The organism is Chryseobacterium sp. IT-36CA2 (assembly GCF_949767875.1).
GTDB lineage: Bacteria > Bacteroidota > Bacteroidia > Flavobacteriales > Weeksellaceae > Chryseobacterium.
Map to the genome: position 1 here is coordinate 388,661 of NZ_CATKPG010000011.1, position 17,325 is coordinate 405,985.

Annotated in this window: 13 protein-coding genes and 2 tRNA genes; 7 read left to right on the forward strand and 8 right to left on the reverse strand. The window is 34.3% G+C overall.

Annotated features, from left to right (window positions below; genetic code table 11):
* Positions 1 to 647: 647 nt before the first annotated feature.
* Both ACM6F9_RS02600 and ACM6F9_RS02605 read right to left on the reverse strand, forming a co-directional pair.
* A tRNA-Gln gene (locus ACM6F9_RS02600) sits at positions 648 to 718 on the reverse strand.
* A 165-nt stretch (positions 719 to 883) separates the two neighbouring features.
* A tRNA-Gln gene (locus ACM6F9_RS02605) sits at positions 884 to 954 on the reverse strand.
* A gap of 99 nt (positions 955 to 1,053) precedes the next feature.
* On the opposite strand from ACM6F9_RS02605, the gene ACM6F9_RS02610 reads away from it, so the two are divergent.
* From ACM6F9_RS02610 to ACM6F9_RS02625, 4 genes are all read left to right on the forward strand, one after another.
* On the forward strand, positions 1,054 to 2,082 hold the full coding sequence (locus ACM6F9_RS02610; protein WP_414844279.1) for an AMP-binding protein: 1,029 nt from the start codon (positions 1,054 to 1,056) through the stop codon (positions 2,080 to 2,082).
* A 39-nt stretch (positions 2,083 to 2,121) separates the two neighbouring features.
* A complete protein-coding gene (gene arfB, locus ACM6F9_RS02615) occupies positions 2,122 to 2,514 on the forward strand; it encodes an alternative ribosome rescue aminoacyl-tRNA hydrolase ArfB (protein WP_414844280.1) in 393 nt (130 codons plus the stop codon).
* A gap of 366 nt (positions 2,515 to 2,880) precedes the next feature.
* Positions 2,881 to 3,261 (forward strand): GreA/GreB family elongation factor, encoded by a 381-nt coding sequence (locus ACM6F9_RS02620; protein ID WP_414844281.1) that lies wholly within the window; start codon positions 2,881 to 2,883, stop codon positions 3,259 to 3,261.
* Between the two features lie 291 nt (positions 3,262 to 3,552).
* Positions 3,553 to 4,524 carry a deoxyhypusine synthase family protein gene (locus ACM6F9_RS02625; protein WP_312075460.1) on the forward strand — a complete coding sequence of 324 codons (972 nt, stop codon included), beginning with the start codon at positions 3,553 to 3,555 and terminating at the stop codon, positions 4,522 to 4,524.
* Between the two features lie 478 nt (positions 4,525 to 5,002).
* On the opposite strand, the gene ACM6F9_RS02630 is transcribed toward ACM6F9_RS02625, so the two are convergent.
* Positions 5,003 to 5,149, reverse strand: a complete 147-nt coding sequence (locus ACM6F9_RS02630; protein ID WP_414844282.1) for a hypothetical protein — start codon at positions 5,147 to 5,149, stop codon at positions 5,003 to 5,005.
* A 73-nt stretch (positions 5,150 to 5,222) separates the two neighbouring features.
* Here ACM6F9_RS02630 and ACM6F9_RS02635 point away from each other — a divergent pair, with 73 nt between their 5' ends.
* A complete protein-coding gene (locus ACM6F9_RS02635) occupies positions 5,223 to 5,519 on the forward strand; it encodes an MGMT family protein (RefSeq protein ID WP_414844283.1) in 297 nt (98 codons plus the stop codon).
* Between the two features lie 284 nt (positions 5,520 to 5,803).
* On the opposite strand, the gene ACM6F9_RS02640 is transcribed toward ACM6F9_RS02635, so the two are convergent.
* Positions 5,804 to 6,196 (reverse strand): helix-turn-helix transcriptional regulator, encoded by a 393-nt coding sequence (locus ACM6F9_RS02640; protein ID WP_414844284.1) that lies wholly within the window; start codon positions 6,194 to 6,196, stop codon positions 5,804 to 5,806.
* A gap of 501 nt (positions 6,197 to 6,697) precedes the next feature.
* The gene (gene htpG / locus ACM6F9_RS02645) at positions 6,698 to 8,593 is read right to left on the reverse strand and encodes a molecular chaperone HtpG (RefSeq protein WP_414844285.1); all 1,896 of its coding nucleotides are present in this window, start codon (positions 8,591 to 8,593) and stop codon (positions 6,698 to 6,700) included.
* Positions 8,594 to 8,747: 154 nt separating this feature from the next.
* Between htpG and ACM6F9_RS02650 the strand changes: the two genes are divergently transcribed.
* On the forward strand, positions 8,748 to 11,645 hold the full coding sequence (locus ACM6F9_RS02650; protein ID WP_414844286.1) for a prolyl oligopeptidase family serine peptidase: 2,898 nt from the start codon (positions 8,748 to 8,750) through the stop codon (positions 11,643 to 11,645).
* Positions 11,646 to 11,756: 111 nt separating this feature from the next.
* Here the strand turns inward: ACM6F9_RS02650 and ACM6F9_RS02655 are convergent, their stop codons facing one another.
* On the reverse strand, positions 11,757 to 12,536 hold the full coding sequence (locus ACM6F9_RS02655) for a hypothetical protein (protein WP_414844287.1): 780 nt from the start codon (positions 12,534 to 12,536) through the stop codon (positions 11,757 to 11,759).
* Between the two features lie 462 nt (positions 12,537 to 12,998).
* On the opposite strand from ACM6F9_RS02655, the gene ACM6F9_RS02660 reads away from it, so the two are divergent.
* Positions 12,999 to 14,432, forward strand: a complete 1,434-nt coding sequence (locus ACM6F9_RS02660; protein WP_414844288.1) for a hypothetical protein — start codon at positions 12,999 to 13,001, stop codon at positions 14,430 to 14,432.
* 314 nt (positions 14,433 to 14,746) lie between these two features.
* Here ACM6F9_RS02660 and recA read toward each other — a convergent pair whose 3' ends face one another.
* Together recA and ACM6F9_RS02670 are read right to left on the reverse strand one after the other, a co-directional pair.
* Complete coding sequence (gene recA, locus ACM6F9_RS02665) at positions 14,747 to 15,748, reverse strand: recombinase RecA (protein WP_047379082.1); 1,002 nt, start codon at positions 15,746 to 15,748, stop codon at positions 14,747 to 14,749.
* A 331-nt stretch (positions 15,749 to 16,079) separates the two neighbouring features.
* Positions 16,080 to 17,264, reverse strand: coding sequence for an oxygenase MpaB family protein (locus ACM6F9_RS02670; RefSeq protein WP_414844289.1), 1,185 nt, complete (start codon positions 17,262 to 17,264; stop codon positions 16,080 to 16,082).
* Positions 17,265 to 17,325 lie beyond the last annotated feature (61 nt).

Genomic DNA, 17,325 nt, shown 5'->3' on the forward strand with positions numbered 1-17,325 from the left:
TATTAGATTAGAAATATTAGATAATTTTGATTGATCTAATTGATATTCGATGTTTCGTTTTTTTTAAAAGCTTTGAAACTATCAGGTTCATAGGCTGGACTTCTATTTTAAAACTTTCCTTATAAAGCTATGTTTAGTATCTTCCGGAATATTTATGAATTCCTCACTGATAAAACCAAAATTCATATTGAAAAGCATTCTTTATTTTTTTTATGTATTAAAATTACTTTTTTTTTTAATATATATCCTTATTTTAATCGTATTTTTTATAATAATAATATTAGATTGATATTAATTTAAAAATAGGCGTGTTTTGTTAAATATAATTCATGGTTTGGATTAAATGTTGAAAAATATTAATTTAAAAATACGGGCGTAAATTAAATATAGCTTATGATTGATATGAAATACTGTTTTGTATCTGGTAAGTAAATTCAAAAAAATGAAAAATCAGGTTTATTAGATGATTTTCACTTTAAGAAAAATTTTAACCTACTATTATAGAAAAGAAAGAAGGCTTTTTTATTTACATTGACTAGACTTTTATATAGTCTAAGTTTAGATATTAAATCAATAAAGACTTTTGATGAATAGAGAGCTTTGTTCTTTAAGATAAACAAAAACCATCCTTTAAAAAGGATGGTTTGTAGACCCACAGGGATTCGAACCCCGACTGACGGTACCAAAAACCGGAGTGCTACCGTTACACTATAGGTCTGCTTTACTTTGGTGATGCAAATTTATATATTTTTTTCTTATTTACAAATACCTCCTTTGAAAATTCTTGCTTTTTAAGGTGAAAAAGGATAAAGTCTGAATTTTTCTATACCCAAATACCCTATTCATTCTAAAAACAAAAACCATCCTTAAAAAGGATGGTTTGTAGACCCACAGGGATTCGAACCCCGAATGACGGTACCAAAAACCGGAGTGTTACCGTTACACTATAGGTCTGTTTTATTTTGGTGGTGCAAATTTACAGTTTTTTTCTTTACATACAAGAACTTTTTGAATTTTTTTTTAAATTTACTGTAGAATTTATTCACGGAAAATATGTTGTTAGACTTCAATAATCTCAATATTAATCAATTATCATTCGATACTGAATTTGAAAAGAAAGTAAAAATTTTTCTGGAAGAATGGTTTTCAGAAAAAAGAGTAGTAAATGTTCAGACATCAGGCTCTACAGGAGTTCCGAAAATCTTTGAAATTGAAAAAAAGAAAATGGTTAACTCAGCAGTGATGACCTGTAATTTTTTGGGATTAAAACAAGGTGATAAAGCATTGCTTTGCCTGCCGGTAGAATATATTTCAGGAAAAATGATGATTGTACGTTCTATAGAAAGGAAATTAAAATTAAAAATTGCCGCCCCTTCTTTAAAGCCTATTGGAAATTTGGAAGAAGAAATAGACTTTTGTGCTATGACGCCACTTCAGGTAGAAAATTCTTTGGAAAAACTTCATCTGATTAAAAATCTGATCATTGGCGGGGCTTCAGTCTCAGAAAGCCTGAAAAATAAAATCCTACAGATGAACCTCAGTAATTCAAATCGTATTTTTGAAACGTATGGAATGTCTGAAACACTTTCCCATATTGGTTTAAAACAATTGATGCCGGAACAGGAAGATTATTTCACTGTCTTTGAAAATGTAACCATCTCTTTGGATGATAGAGGATGTCTTAAGATTTTTGCCCCCAATGTAAATGCTGAAGTATTGCAAACTAATGATTTAGTTGATATTAAAAATGGAAAGCAGTTTAAATTCCTCGGAAGAATTGATAATGTGATCAACTCAGGAGGAGCAAAAATTTTTCCGGAAACCCTTGAAACTTTGGTGAAAAAAGAACTCCCAAACGAAGCCGTATTTATCGGTTTGCCGGATGATAGCTTGGGTCAGAAATTGATACTTGTTATAGAGGGAAATGAGTCTGATGAGGTAATAAAAAAGGTTTCGGAAATACCTTTTGAGAAGAGGTTCCACAAGCCAAAAGAAATTATTTTCATCCATGAAATTCCAAGAACACCCAATGGAAAAGTAAACAGAATAGAACTCTATAAAAATATAAACATAAATCTCTAGTCTTGGCTCTTGATTCTAGTATCTCAAAATCTTAAAAAAATGAAAGACTTTTCAAAAGAACTTAGTTTCAAAACTTCCCGGAGCAGTGGAGCGGGAGGGCAAAACGTTAATAAAGTAGAGACTGCTGTTACCGTACTTTGGAAAGTAGATGTATCAGAATTTTTTAATGATGATCAGAAAGTATTGATTCAGGATAAACTGAAAAACAGAATCAATGCAGATGGTTTTTTATTTCTCACCGTTTCTGAAAGCAGAACCCAGCTGATGAATAAAAATAAAGCCATTGAAAAAATAATTGATATCGTCAACAAAGCGCTTATTGTTCCCAAAAAGAGAACCGCAACAAAACCATCAAAAGGACAGAAACAAAAGAGACTGGATAACAAGAAAAAACTTTCCGATAAGAAAGAAAACAGGCGTTTTAGGTTGTAGTTTAAAGTTTTATTCTTGGTCAAAAAGATTAAAGTACTTCTTTGAGTATAAGTACTGCCATTCCGTTTTTAAGTCATATCTTTGTTAGAATTAACAATAATTGATAATGGCAACAACAATCTTTTTTTCTGCACAATACCACCGTTCAGGATTGCTGATGTCTTTACTTTATCGTCATACAGATTCTTTTCTGAAAAGTTCCAAGGACTTCATCATTTAAGCCCTGTCAGGATTCAAGACAGGGAATCACTTCCAATTTATTTATTACTTTTTGCAGTTTTCCATAGAAGAAGGCTGTTATATGCCTTGGTTCTACATTGGATCATTGGGGAATAACTGCATCTTAATCTAAAAAAAAATGAAAAAATGTCCAATCATATTATTGTAACCACCGGAATTTATGATGCTATAAAAGATACACTCAGAAGAAAAAAAGTAAGCATCGGAGAAGAAAAAAGGCTTACGGAGGAACTTAGAAAAGCGAAACAGGTATTGAGAAGAGATCTTCCTGCTGATATTGTAACCGTAGACAGAAAAGTGACGTTAAAAGACCATACATTAAATTTTGAACACGAATATATTTTTGTGCCCTCTACCAAAGCAAAGCTTAAAAAGAATAAACATTCCATCCTGTCGGATATTGCTCTTGCGGTTGTAGGATACAAAGTAGGAGATATCATAGACTGGCCTTTCAGAGAAGGAGAAAGGAAAATTGAGATTCTAAAAGTGGAAACCTGGGAAGGATAAGGCTTTGTTGAATAATATTAAGTTGAATTACAATGAAAGCGTGGCTCGTATGGGCTGCGCTTTTTTATAGTAATGTGATGGAAAACGCAAGGGCGCAAACTTTTTAAATACTAAATCCTTGCGCCTTACAATATTCATAAAGCTTTAAAATCCTTTGTGCCTTTGCGTTTTCCAACAACTTATACCTTCCTCATTTAACAAATGATAAAAAAATACTCCTCTATTACACTTTCTTCAAGTGCTTTGACTGCATTCCGTTTTTAAGTTTTATCTTTGCAAAAATTAAAAAAAATGAGCAAACCGATAACTGAATTCATAGAAAAGTATTACCTGCACTTCAACGCAGCTGCATTGGTGGATGCTTCTAAAGGGTATGTTGCACATCTTAAAGATGGCGGAAAAATGATGATTACTTTGGCTGGAGCAATGTCTACTGCTGAATTAGGAAAGATTCTTGCTGAAATGATCCGTCAGGGAAAAGTAGATTTTATCTCTTGTACAGGGGCTAACCTTGAAGAAGATTTAATGAACCTTGTAGCACACTCTCACTATGAAAGAGTTCCTCATTATAGAGATTTAACAGCTCAGGATGAGTGGGATCTTTTAGAAAGAGGTCTGAACAGAGTTACAGATACTTGTATCCCTGAAGAAGAAGCTTTCAGAAGATTACAAAAGCATATCGTAGAAATCTGGAAAGATGCAGAAGCTAAAGGAGAAAGATATTTCCCACATGAATTCATGTACAAAATGATTCTTTCAGGAGTATTGGAGCAGTATTATGAAATTCCTAGAGAGAACTCTTGGATGATTGCTGCTGCTGAAGCCAACTTACCAATCGTAGTACCAGGATGGGAAGATTCTACAATGGGTAACATCTTCGCTTCTTACTGTATCAAAGGAGAGCTTAAAGCTACTACAATGAAATCAGGTATTGAATATATGACTTACCTTGCTGACTGGTATACTAAAAACTCAGCAGGAAAAGGAGTTGGGTTCTTCCAGATTGGTGGAGGTATCGCAGGAGATTTCCCTATCTGCGTAGTTCCAATGTTGTATCAGGATATGGAAATGCATGACATTCCTTTCTGGTCTTATTTCTGTCAGATTTCTGATTCTACAACATCTTACGGTTCATACTCAGGAGCAGTTCCAAATGAGAAAATCACTTGGGGTAAGCTTGATATCACTACACCGAAATTTATCGTTGAAAGTGATGCAACGATCTGTGCACCATTGATGTTCTCTTATATCTTAGAAAACTAAGAACAAAATTCTCAAAAGAGATTACAATATCAGCGCTTCAATTCATTTGAAGCGCTTTTTTATTTTAGGGTTGGGATATAGATTTGTTTCAGAAACTAAAAGTAATGAACCATTAAGATTATTTAAGTTTTAAATATTAATAGTGGAAATGGCTAAAGCTATTTTATTTAGCAGTATGCTTTACTTTCATCAAAGATGAAACTTAATTATTCTTACAATCTTCATTTTTCTTAATGGTTTAAAAAAGTGGGATATAGTATTCCCACAGATCACACGAATTACACAGATTTTTATTATCTGCGTAATCAGCAAAATCAGCGAGAGATAAAATAAGCTACGTCGTATGAAATTTTATCGAAGATAAAATCCTTGCGCCCCTTACAACACATAGTATTAAAATAATTTTGCGCCTTTGCGTTTCTCTAAAAATATACATAAACATTTGTGAAAATCTGTGCGATCAGCGGGAAAATAAAAATCAATCTAAAGAATTCACCAGCACAAAATAACGATATGCCAGAATTCCCTTTTCAATTTTAGTCAGACTATTGGGATCCTTATTACTTAGCTTCGGAAAAACTTTTTTATTAACAGCATTCAACAGCTTGAAAAATGATTTTTTCATATCTTTATCTTTTAATGAAGCATCATTGAGTTTAAGAGTATTCAAAAATGATGCAAAAAAGATCGTGAGCAGTATGGACGAGATTTTCAAACAACAGGTATACGAAGTAGCAAGGCTTATTCCCAAAGGAAGAGTATCTACCTATGGTGCCATAGCAAAAGCTGTTGGCTATCCTAACCATTCGAGACATGTAGGAAAAGCAATGGGAGGATGTCCGAAAAATGTTCCTGCTCACCGCGTGATTTCCAGTTCAGGAGTATTATCTGTTCCGGAATTTCAACCTAAACTGGAAGCAGAAGGAATTACTGTGGATAATCTGAGAATAAAAAACTTCAAAAAACTGTTCTGGGATCCTTTAGAGGAATTGTAAATATTAAGTTTTTGGAAATGATAGGTTTTTAACGCAAAGATTTCATTTTCTTTAATATTTTAAGGGAGCAAAGGCGGAATACATTTCATTGATTCTTTTTAAGCTAACGTATTACTCAATGCTTCATCAACGACAGTGTCGCACCTCTTTGCCTCCTGAAATAAAGCATAGGAAAATTAATCCTTTGCATAAAAAACTCACCCATCAACACTACAAAGCAAAAAAAAATGTCACTACATAATTTAATAGAAGTGACATCAATATTTTTAAGTGTTCAAACTGTGTTATTTTCTTCCTTTCGGGAGACCTTTTAGTTCTTCTTTCAGCTTTTCGTTCTCCTCTTTTAATAGAGCAATATAGTTTTGAAGGTTTTCAATAATAGCTCCAGGGATATTATCATAGTTGTTCTGGCTAGTAATTATTCCCGCAGAAGAAGATCTGTCATTAAATACAGGATGATCATTATTAACAACTACTGTAGCTTCCTCTTCTTCATAAATGTCCTCAAACGGTACATTCAAAAAACGGGCAAGTTTGTCCCATTCATCTCTTACGATTCTTACATCACCGCTTTCTTTTCTGCTGTAATTAGATACATCTGTTGCGATATAATCAGCTACCTGCTGTTGTGTGTAGCCTTTTTGTTTTCTGATGACGCGTAATTTTTCTTTTTGCATGACCGACATTTTATACAAAAATGGCAAAAAAGCATAAGCTGTACAATAAAAAGTAGAAAAAAATAGGTACTAAAGAATAAGATTAAAGATAAAATAAAACTAAACTGAAAAACCGAAGTGTTATCTTGTTTAATTGTTGAAAATTTTCTTCAAATTAGTCCCTTGTTTCATAATAACTTCCGACTGATCAAAAATAGTAAGAGACAAGATTTTAACCTAAAAGATTTAGATTAACTATTGATGATTTTTATACTGTTTTTAGATTGTTGGAAAACGCAAGGGCGCAAAGATTTCCTAAGCACTACAAATATTTAAGGCGCAAGAAAATCAAAGATTTTCAGCAAGAATTAATTCTTATAGTATTAGGACTATGGAATTTTATCGCAGATAAAATCCTTGCGTTCTAAAGCATACATTATAAAAAAAACTTGCGTCTTTGCGTTTTCCCAACCTTCTGTAAACAAAAAAAGACTGCTTCAAAATGAAACAGTCTCTCGTAAATTATTTTTCAAGTTGCTTATAGCTTCTCTGTATAAAATCTGTAAGGTCTTTTCCTTTCAATAGGTTTTGGGAAAGCTTGGCTAGATCCAGAGCGTATTTAATTAAATTCTCTTTCTCTTCCGTATTCTCTGTCTTTAAAATCTGATTAGAAAGCTCACTGTTTGAATTCACCACAAGATTGTACATCTCCGGGAAACCTCCCATTCCGAACATACCACCTCCGCCTGTAGCCTGCATTTCTTTCATTCTTCTCATGAATTCTGGCTGGGTAATCGTGAACGGAGCATCAGTGCTGTCCAGATCTTCAAGCTGAACTGTAAATTTAGAATCCTGAATAGCCTCTTCCACATTCTTTTTCAAAGACTCTTTTTCTGTTTCATTCAGTTTTGAAATTACCGGCTCATCTTTTTTGATGAGATTATTCACGTGATCTGCATCTACTCTTGCAAACGAAATATTTTCTTTTGAAGTTTCAAGTTTCTGAATTACGTGTGAAATAATAGGAGAGTCTAATAACAGAACTTCATATCCTTTATCTCTTGCAGATTGAATATAGCTGTGCTGCTCATCCGCATTGGTAGCGTATAATACCACTAACTTGTTATCTTTATCAGTTTGCATTGGTTTGATTTTCTCTACCAATTCATCCCAAAGGAAATATTTACCGTCTGTGGTAGGATATAGTGTGAATTTGTCTGCCTTTTCAGCAAATTTTTCTTCAGTAACAATTCCGTACTCAATAACTACTTTGATGTCGTTCCATTTTTGCTCATAGTCTTCACGGTTTTCGTTGATTAAAGAAGCCATTTTGTCGGCTACTTTTTTCGTGATGTAAGACGAAATTTTCTTTACAGCACCGTCTGCCTGAAGATAAGAACGGGAAACGTTCAATGGGATATCCGGTGAATCAATTACCCCTCTCAGAAGCATCAGGAAGTCCGGAACGATACCTTTTACTTCATCTGTTACGAATACCTGGTTTTGATATAATTGAATTTTATCCTTATCGATATTCAAATTGTTGCTCAGTTTCGGGAAGAAAAGAACTCCCGTAAGGTTGAAAGGATAATCAACATTCAGATGAATGTTGAATAATGGTTCTTCAAACTGCATTGGATACAATTCATGGTAGAACTTCATATAATCCTCATTGGTCAGTTCACTTGGAGCAATTGTCCATGCCGGTACCGGATTGTTGATGATATTGTCAATCTCTTCCGTTTCAGCTACAGTACCTTCGGGAGCATCTTCTGGTAAAGGAAGAGTATGTGTTTTTGTTCCGAATTTAATTGGAACAGGCATGAATTTGTTATACTTTAATAACAGCTCACGGATTTTTCCTTCTTCTAAAAATTCTACAGAATCTTCAGCGATATGAAGAATAATTTCCGTTCCTCTGTCAGTTTTGTCGGCAGTTTCTTCAAGAGTAAATTCCGGGCTTCCATCACAGATCCAACGTACAGCTGGCTCATCTTTATAAGATTTTGTAAGGATTTCTACTTTTTCCGCTACCATAAATGCAGAGTAAAATCCAAGGCCGAAATGTCCGATAATCCCTGAATCTTTCGCAGAATCTTTATATTTTTCCAAAAACTCTTCAGCTCCTGAGAAAGCAACCTGGTTGATGTATTTTTCAACTTCTTCACCCGTCATACCAATCCCCTGGTCTATGATACGTAAAGTTTTCTGGTCTTTATCAATTTTAACTTCAAGTTTTGGATTTCCATATTCAATTTTTGCCTCACCAATGCTTGTTAAATGCTTTAATTTTAAAGTTGCATCAGTAGCATTGGAAATCAATTCTCTTAAGAATATTTCGTGGTCACTGTAAAGAAATTTTTTAATAAGCGGGAAAATGTTTTCCACAGATACATTAATATTTCCTTTAGTTGTCATATTTTATAATTTTTAATTTTCAAATATTTCTCAAAAAAAATACCACGAAGAAGAATGTGACAGATTGACATTTTCTCGATTTATAATCGAATAGGTCTATTGTGTGTATTTTTCAAAGAAATACCTTACTTTTAATTCTTAAAATTCTTTAAAAATGAAGTTGAAATGTACAGTTTTTATTCTGCTCATGATGACCTGTTTTGTGTATGCGCAGAAAAAGCCTTTAGACCATTCTGTTTATGACAGTTGGCAAAATATCGGCTCGAGAAAAATCTCAAATGATGGAAAATGGGTTGCCTATTCTGTGGATGCTCAGGAAGGAAATCCTAACCTTTTTTTATATTCGGTTAAAAATAAAACCTCGAAGAAGTTTGCAAGAGCTACAAAATTGAATTTTACAAATGATTCCAGGTCTGCTGTTTTTCAAATCCGTCCGGAGTATAAAGACATAAAGGCGGTAAAAGATAAAAAACTCAAACAAAATAAATTAACAAAAGACAGCCTTGCGATCGTTGATTTTTTAAATGATAAAACAGAGAAAATTCCTAATGTAAAAGGATTTAAAACTCCTGAAAAAGCAGGCTCTTACATTGCTTATCTTCTGGAAAATACAAAAGATAAATCTTCAGATGACAACTCTGATAAAGATGACGGAGATGAAAAGGATGAAGAAAAAAATGCAAAACCATTACAATTGGTAGTACGAAACCTTTTGGATGGAAAAAGCACTACATATGATAATGTAGTACGCTACGAGTTCAGTAAAAATGGGAAGCAGCTTGTTTTCGTGACTAAGAAGCCTGAGGAAAAGATCAGTAAAGATAAAAAGGAAAAGAAAGATTCATTAGACAAAAAATCTGAGGATAAAAAAGTTACTGACAAATCAAAACCAAAGAAATATGCATTTCAAACGGTACAGGTAGTGGATCTGCAAAAAGGAACTGTCAATAAAATTTCTGAAATGGAAGGAGATTTTTCACAGTTATCTTTTGATGAAGAAGGAAATCAATTAGCTTATGTAGGAACGCCTTCGGCACAGAATGATCTGGTGAAATTCTATCAGTTGTACTACTTTAATTTTAAAGGAAACAAAAAAGAAATGGTTACCAATGAAAATACCCAAATGAAAAAGAACTGGGTGATTTCTGAAAACCGATTACCTATTTTCAGTAAAAACGGGAAACAATTGTATTTTGGTGTTGCTCCAAAACCTATCGCAAAAGATACAGCAATGATTGCGAATGACCATGCAGTGGTAGATGTCTGGAGCTACAGAGATGACTATCTGCAAACGGTACAGTTAAAAGAACTGAAAAATGATCTGAAGAAATCTTATGCTGCAGTAATGCAGACAGAAAAACCGGACTTTTTTAGAAATATAGATGGGGAAGATCTGGATACTTTGCGATTGGTTAACGAAGGAAATGCAGAATTTGCAATCGGTATTACAAGTCTTAATAACCGTATTTCTTCGCAGTGGGAAGGCTCAACAAAGAAAACGTATTTTCTGATTGATAATAAAACGGGGGAAAGAACAGAAGTTATTAAAAACCTGGATGGAGCAGTTGCCGTATCTCCGCTTGGAAATTTTGTTGTGATTTTTGACAGAGAAAAAGGGAAATGGTTGAGCTATAACGTGAAAACAAAACAAACACTTCCGTTGAATACTGGATTACCTGTTCCCTTTGTTGACGAGGAATTTGATATGCCGGATTTCCCGAATTCTTATGGTATTGCATCATGGACGGATAAAGATGAATCTGTGATTATCAGAGACCGTTACGATCTTTGGGAATTTTTCCTGAATGGTTCAAAAAAACCGAGAAACATCACCAATGGATTTGGACGTAAAAATAAAATAACATTTGATACGTACGATTTAGATAAAGATATTAAAAGTTTAAACCGAAAATCAGCCATTTATTTATCAGCGTTTGATAATACATCCAAAGCGAACGGAATTTTCAAAACATCTATTCAGTCGAATTCTGATCCTGTGAAAATCCAGATGGAAAATGCTTGGGGATACAGAACTCTTCAAAAAGCAAAAAATGCTGAAGAATATATTTTAGTAAAAGAATCGTACACAGATTCTCCCAATATTTTCGCAACATCAGATTTTTCAGAACAGCAAAAACTGAGCAATACAAATCCACAGCAAAGTCAATACAACTGGGGATCTAGTGAACTGGTAAACTGGACAACTCCAAAAGGAAATACATCCACGGGAATTTTATACAAGCCGGAAGATTTCAATCCGAATAAAAAGTATCCTATGATTGTCTATTTCTATGAAAAACTTTCGGATAATTTAAACCGTTATGTTGCACCGGCTCCAACCCCTTCAAGATTAAATATCTCTTATTTTGTAAGCAACGGATATCTGGTTTTCACACCTGATATCTCTTATACAGATGGTTTCCCAGGAGAATCTGCAATGGAGTACATCAATTCCGGAGTTGAAAAGTTAAAGCAAAACTCTTGGGTAGATGGTACAAAAATTGGAATTCAGGGACAAAGCTGGGGCGGTTATCAGGTAGCCTATCTTATCGCGCATACCAATATGTATGCAGCAGCATGGAGTGGTGCTCCTGTTGTTAATATGACTTCCGCATATGGAGGAATCCGATGGACTTCAGGAATGAACAGACAATTTCAGTATGAAAAATCTCAGAGCAGACTAGGAAAAAATCTATGGGAGGCTCCGGACCTTTATATTAAAAACTCACCACTTTTTACCATTAATCAGGTAAAAACTCCGGTAGTTATTATGAGTAACGATAAAGATGGAGCAGTGCCTTGGTATCAGGGAATCGAAATGTTTACGGCATTACGCCGTCTTGGAAAACCAGTATGGCTTCTGAACTATAATGGAGACGATCACAACCTTATGAAACGCCAGAACAGAAAAGATATTCAAATCCGCGAACAGCAGTTTTTTGATTATTATCTCAAAGGGGCTAAAGCTCCGGTATGGATGACAAAAGGTATCCCAGCCACCCAAAAAGGAAAAGATTGGGGATTTGAGTTAACAGATGAGAAACCTAATTAATATAAAAGATATTGATGATATAGTTGAAATTAGATAAAAACCCTTGAAATGAGTTTCGTGTTATCACTGCTTATTTCAAGGGTTTTCTCAATCATGATTTCTTTACTCCTTTTAGTTTATTTTCTGAATTGAAACATTAGAAAGCCTGAATGTTTGCGGGGTTCCAGATGTTCCAAAAGTTAAACCTGCAAAACTTATTGTATCACCGGCACTTAAATCCAAAACTTCACTCCAGGAAAGGGAGAAAATAGCACTTGTAAAAGTTCCGCCTGTTTGGGGGATTGTACATCCAGGGGTACCTGTTGAGAGGCTAGTTCCATTTTTGTTAAGATATATAAAAAATGAATAGGATGATGGTACATCGCCTGTTACTCTTACTCCTCCAGTGAAGCTTACTAAGTATTTTCCTGATTTACCCGCTGGTACAGTTAAAGTAGTATTATTAGTTCTCCAACTGGCAAGAGTGCCAGTCCCAATACTCATATCTAAAGCTACCGAAGTATTATTTCCTGGATAAGGCACTGTATTTCCTGATATTAATGTTTCATAAGATACAAGAGTACCTCCGGTATTATTACTGGAAGTGGTCCATATATTCCCATTAAAAGTATAATAGCCAGGGGAGGTTACATTGATGGTTTTAGGAGTTGTAGGAGCTGCTGCAGCTGTTACATATACCATTGTTCCTGTTTGAGCTGCTGTATATTTTGCATCTTTTGCAGCTAATTGATTTCCGGTAAGTCTGGGTGCCATAATGCCATCTGCTTTAGTAGCATCATTTGGATTACCTACTACATCTAAAGTAGAATTGGCATTTGGTGTGTTAATTCCGACCTGGGAGAATGCAAATGATGTAGTAATCATCGCACATAGAATAATTGTTTTTTTCATTATAGTGTATTTTTAATGTGTTTAGAGCTATATCTATCTTGGCATTTATTAAAATGTTGTTATAATATTTATCAACAGATTAAATTGTGAAAATATTTATAGTCATCACTTTCCTTGGAACAGCCCAGATAGTTTAGATATCAAAAAGTTTATCTATCTTTTAAATTACATCAACATATTTTATTACTTCACTCATTTCAAAAAAAAGTAGAGTTAAATTTTGTAAGAATCAAAGAATATTTTTGGCGAATTTAAGTAATTTTTCAATTTTTTTTCAGATTCTTTAAAAAAAGGTATGAAATAACGATAAAATTCTATGAAAAAAGGTTTTTTTAATTATCAGATATATAATTTTTAACTCTTTCTTAAAAGTATGTGGAAAGAACTGACACAATGACATTTTTTTTATGTTGGGTCTGTTGATCGCTTTTATTATATTTACCGCCAATTATAAATAACAGTATGGGAATCTTTGATTTTTTTAAGAAAAAGAATAACAATCAGGAAAATGTGAGTACTCCGGTTCAGGAAATAGAAATGCCAGAGGAAAAAGTAGTAGAGGAAGTGGTGGAAGAAGTTGTTGAAACAATACCAGAAACTCCTTCACAGCAGGTAGAAGAGTCAAAAGTAAATGAAGAATTTGAAAAAATCAGGATTTATAATGATTATATCGTGTATTCTATTGCACTTCAGTTAAGAGGAGAATATACACCTCTTTCAGCTTTTGAAAAAGAAAATGGCGAGGTAGAAGGCTTTGCTTATATGGTAACTGAAGATGCTTATGCACTTTCTCCACAACAGGCTATTGCGCAGATGGAAGAAAAGTTCGAAAATGAGCTTCAAGAAGGGAAAATTAAATCTTATATGATTCTGTATCATTCTCAGTTTGATCATAACGGAAATCATACTCCGGCAACACAGGATGGAGAGTTTAAAGGAATTTCTCTTGCATATCATTTTGCAGAAGATGACAAGGCGAAAACAGGTCTTCCTTATGTTTTTGAAAATCAGAATGTCACTTATAAAGGTTTTGCAGAGTTTTCTCACGAAGAAAATAATGAGATCATGAATCATCAGTTGATTGAAGGCAAAAATTATTTTCCGAATACAGAAGGAATTGCAGCTCCTGAAATGACAAATGAAGCAGGAATTATCATCAGAAAGTCTAATATTCATAATCTTGTCAATACATGGAGCGGGATTTTTGGCCATCAGAATTTCCAAACTAAAGATTACGGTCAGTATCTTACAACTATTTTGATGCAGTCTACTGTTGCTGATCCTACGGGAGAAAGTAAAAGTAAGACGGAGTTTGAAGATGTAAGATTCAAAACGATTGTAACGGATGAACTGAGCACGATCATTCCTGAAGTAAAAACTGATTATACGTTGGATTTTGAAACAAGATCAATCAGAGAATGGGAAAATGCACTGAATTTGCAGGCGATTGTTGCAGGGCCTGCCAGAGATACTTTTGGCGTTTGGTTCTTTGCAACGGATTATGCAGAAAATAGAAATACATACATGACACAGCCTCATCTTAAGGTGAATGTGAGTGGAATTGTTCTGATCCTTGATGTTCATACCAATACTGATTTACCGGATGGTACCAAAATGAGTGAAGATTTCACAACGTATGCACCAAGCCAGGATCTTCCTAATTATGCATGTTTTGACTTCATTGGTCAAATTATAGACTTTAAGGAAACAGAATTGCTTGATGATGGAAGTGTTAAAGGATATATTCTGAAACTGAAGCTGATTACGAATGAAGAAAATGAAAACTTCTTCACGATTGATGCTTTTGTGAATAAAGAGAATATGAGAATAGAAACGCTTACAAAAGGAATGAAAGTAACAGGAGCCGTTCAGCTGCAGGGTAAAATTGCTGGATAATTTTTTTAAAATATAAAACTTGAGGAGGTTGTTCTACGGAATGACCTCTTTTTTATTTCTAGTAATTAATGATTTAAACGCAAAGAAATAACAATTCGAAAGCTGGTCCTAAGGAAGCAAAAATTTGCGACTTTGTCGCTGATGAAGTTTTAAGTAAATACATTCGCTTAGTAAGAATCAATAAAATTGATTCCATCCTTTGCTCTCTTAAAAATATGATAGTATACAGATAAAAACTTTGCGTTAAAAAACAGCATCACTTAAAAAACAAAAAAGGCAATCCGAAGACTGCCTTTTCTATATTTTCTGAAAAATTATTTGTTTTTCATTTCCTCTTTGATCTTGTTTTCCAATTCTTCGGAAAGATCTGGATTGTCTTTCAAAACATCTTTTACAGCATCACGTCCCTGACCCAATTTAGTCTCTTCGTAGCTGAACCAAGAACCGCTTTTCTTCACAATTCCCATATCTACAGCAGTATCAAGAATTTCTCCTACTTTAGAAACTCCTTCGCCATACATGATGTCGAATTCTGCCTGCTTGAAAGGAGGTGCTACTTTGTTTTTCACAATCTTCACTTTCACACGGCTACCGATAGCTTCATCACCTTGTTTGATGGGTGCACTTGCTTTTCTGATATCAATTCTTACAGAAGCGTAGAATTTAAGAGCGTTACCTCCGGTAGTCGTTTCAGGGTTTCCGAACATGACACCGATCTTTTCTCTTAACTGGTTAATGAAGATTACTGTACATTTTGTTCTTGAAATAGTAGCAGTCAATTTTCTTAATGCCTGAGACATTAATCTTGCGTGAAGACCCATTTTGGAATCTCCCATTTCACCTTCGATTTCTGCTTTTGGAGTAAGAGCAGCTACGGAGTCAATAACAACAATATCAATAGCTCCTGAACGGATTAAGTTATCAGCAATTTCTAATGCCTGCTCACCGTTGTCCGGCTGAGAAATGATCAGGTTTTCAAGATCAATTCCTAATTTCGCAGCATAAGTTCTGTCAAAAGCGTGCTCCGCATCAATGAATGCAGCAATACCGCCTGCTTTTTGAGCTTCAGCAATAGCGTGAAGAGTTAATGTTGTTTTACCTGAAGATTCAGGACCATATATTTCAATGATTCTTCCTTTTGGATATCCGCCTATTCCTAAAGCAATATCTAATCCTAAAGAACCGGAAGGAATTACTTCTATTGTATTGTCTATAGATTGATCACCTAAAGTCATTACAGTACCCTTTCCATATGTTTTATCTAGTTTGTCAAGCACTAAAGCGAGTGCTTTTTTCTTATCATCAATGTTACTCATCTCTATTAAAATAATTTCTCAAAAATACATAATTTAAATATCAAAAGCTAATATTATTTATTCCTGAAAGCTGTTTTTAGAGTTAAAAAATGATAAATTTTTATGGCTGATCTTATTCATTACGAAGCAGATGCAGAATGTGGTATTAGTACATGAAAAAATAGTAACTATTAGCTAAAAATGATGCTGGAAGCTGGAAGAGGGAAGTTATTGAAGCTCGGAAAATATTATGAATTTAATATTATTACTATTTTAAAATTTTTACTAAAAGAGATTTATTGTCCAATAGAAACTTTCTGCCTCCATCTTCCATCTTCGAGCTTTTTTAAACCTAATGAAAATTTGAATTTTTAGTGATCGCAAGATAATCTTCCAGTACTTTCATCTGGTCCTTATTTCCTCTTTGTATTCTCGTTTCACGACTGACGAGTTGATCATAAATTTTGTTGAAAAGTATTTTCGATTTGGGAAACAGATTTTTGCAAGGAACCTCTGGAATTTGTAATCTTTTGCAAACTTCGTCATCCAGAAGAAACCAGGTACAGCAGACGTGCAGATATTTCAGATTTTTTCTTTGAAATTCATATTTTAAAATAGGATTTTCCAGCGATTCATCCAGCAGAGAATGAGCAAGAAGAACAGAATCTTTATCTGAGGGTGGTTGAACCGAAGTCCATAAATAAAAATATTCCGTTGCCTGTTTTTTATCATCAGGAAGAAGCTGTTCCGGAATTCCCAAAAGATACCCTACATATTTCCAAAGGTGAAAAATTCCCTGCTCCTCTTCAATGGAAAAGCTGTTTCCCAGCTTCTGAAGGCTGTGTAGAAAGACCAGACTGAATCCGATATAGGTTGCCATCATATCCCATGAATTAATGGGTTCTCCCCAGTTGTCAGTTTCCCAGTCTTTATAATGTTTTTTAATAGAAAGTCTGGCGTATGAGTGAATCAGACGGGTTTTTATGGCAAACTCATACCCTTTTGCATGAACTTCCAATGCATTATAACGGGTAGCATTCACCCAAAAATCTAATGTTTCAGAAAGACGCTTTACAGCCCCTTTTTTCAATGCTTCTGTGACAATTAGGGGTTTGTTGAGATAAGCGTAGTCATAACCACCGATCAGACAATAATCTCTCAGGGAGATTAAAGAATCGAGGTTGCTTCTCATACAAAGCTCAGCACCGCTTTTGAGAAGATTATAATCCAGCCATTTGGGAACTTTTTGAGTCTGACTGAACAGTTTTTTTACACTTTCAGGAACTGAATCTGTTTCTGAAACACCATTTCTGATGTAGTGCTCAATTTCTCTTGATGCTTCATGGAATTTTTTAGTGAAATAAACATCTTTTACCACCTCGTCACCCGTTTCATCCACATGATGAAAATAGGGGGCAAACTTTTCAAATTTTTCGAAGCTAACTTCAGCTCCGGAAAATTCAATAAGCTGTTTTCCGTTGCCATTTTCCCAAAAATTCCTGAAATGGGCAGCATCTTTAAAACGGGGTTGTATCATGTTCATTCCTTTACCTATAAAAGTACAAGTTTTGCACCGAAATATATTGGTGAGATTTATC

Excerpts from the sequence above, each read along its gene's own strand:
- ACM6F9_RS02610 (WP_414844279.1), top strand. The coding sequence starts at position 1,054 with ATGTTGTTAGACTTCAATAATCTCAATATTAATCAATTATCATTCGAT.
- arfB (WP_414844280.1), top strand. The coding sequence starts at position 2,122 with ATGAAAGACTTTTCAAAAGAACTTAGTTTCAAAACTTCCCGGAGCAGT.
- ACM6F9_RS02620 (WP_414844281.1), top strand. The coding sequence starts at position 2,881 with ATGTCCAATCATATTATTGTAACCACCGGAATTTATGATGCTATAAAA.
- ACM6F9_RS02625 (WP_312075460.1), top strand. The coding sequence starts at position 3,553 with ATGAGCAAACCGATAACTGAATTCATAGAAAAGTATTACCTGCACTTC.
- ACM6F9_RS02630 (WP_414844282.1), bottom strand. The coding sequence starts at position 5,149 with ATGAAAAAATCATTTTTCAAGCTGTTGAATGCTGTTAATAAAAAAGTT.
- ACM6F9_RS02635 (WP_414844283.1), top strand. The coding sequence starts at position 5,223 with ATGGACGAGATTTTCAAACAACAGGTATACGAAGTAGCAAGGCTTATT.
- ACM6F9_RS02640 (WP_414844284.1), bottom strand. The coding sequence starts at position 6,196 with ATGCAAAAAGAAAAATTACGCGTCATCAGAAAACAAAAAGGCTACACA.
- htpG (WP_414844285.1), bottom strand. The coding sequence starts at position 8,593 with ATGACAACTAAAGGAAATATTAATGTATCTGTGGAAAACATTTTCCCG.
- ACM6F9_RS02650 (WP_414844286.1), top strand. The coding sequence starts at position 8,748 with ATGAAGTTGAAATGTACAGTTTTTATTCTGCTCATGATGACCTGTTTT.
- ACM6F9_RS02655 (WP_414844287.1), bottom strand. The coding sequence starts at position 12,536 with ATGAAAAAAACAATTATTCTATGTGCGATGATTACTACATCATTTGCA.
- ACM6F9_RS02660 (WP_414844288.1), top strand. The coding sequence starts at position 12,999 with ATGGGAATCTTTGATTTTTTTAAGAAAAAGAATAACAATCAGGAAAAT.
- recA (WP_047379082.1), bottom strand. The coding sequence starts at position 15,748 with ATGAGTAACATTGATGATAAGAAAAAAGCACTCGCTTTAGTGCTTGAC.
- ACM6F9_RS02670 (WP_414844289.1), bottom strand. The coding sequence starts at position 17,264 with ATGATACAACCCCGTTTTAAAGATGCTGCCCATTTCAGGAATTTTTGG.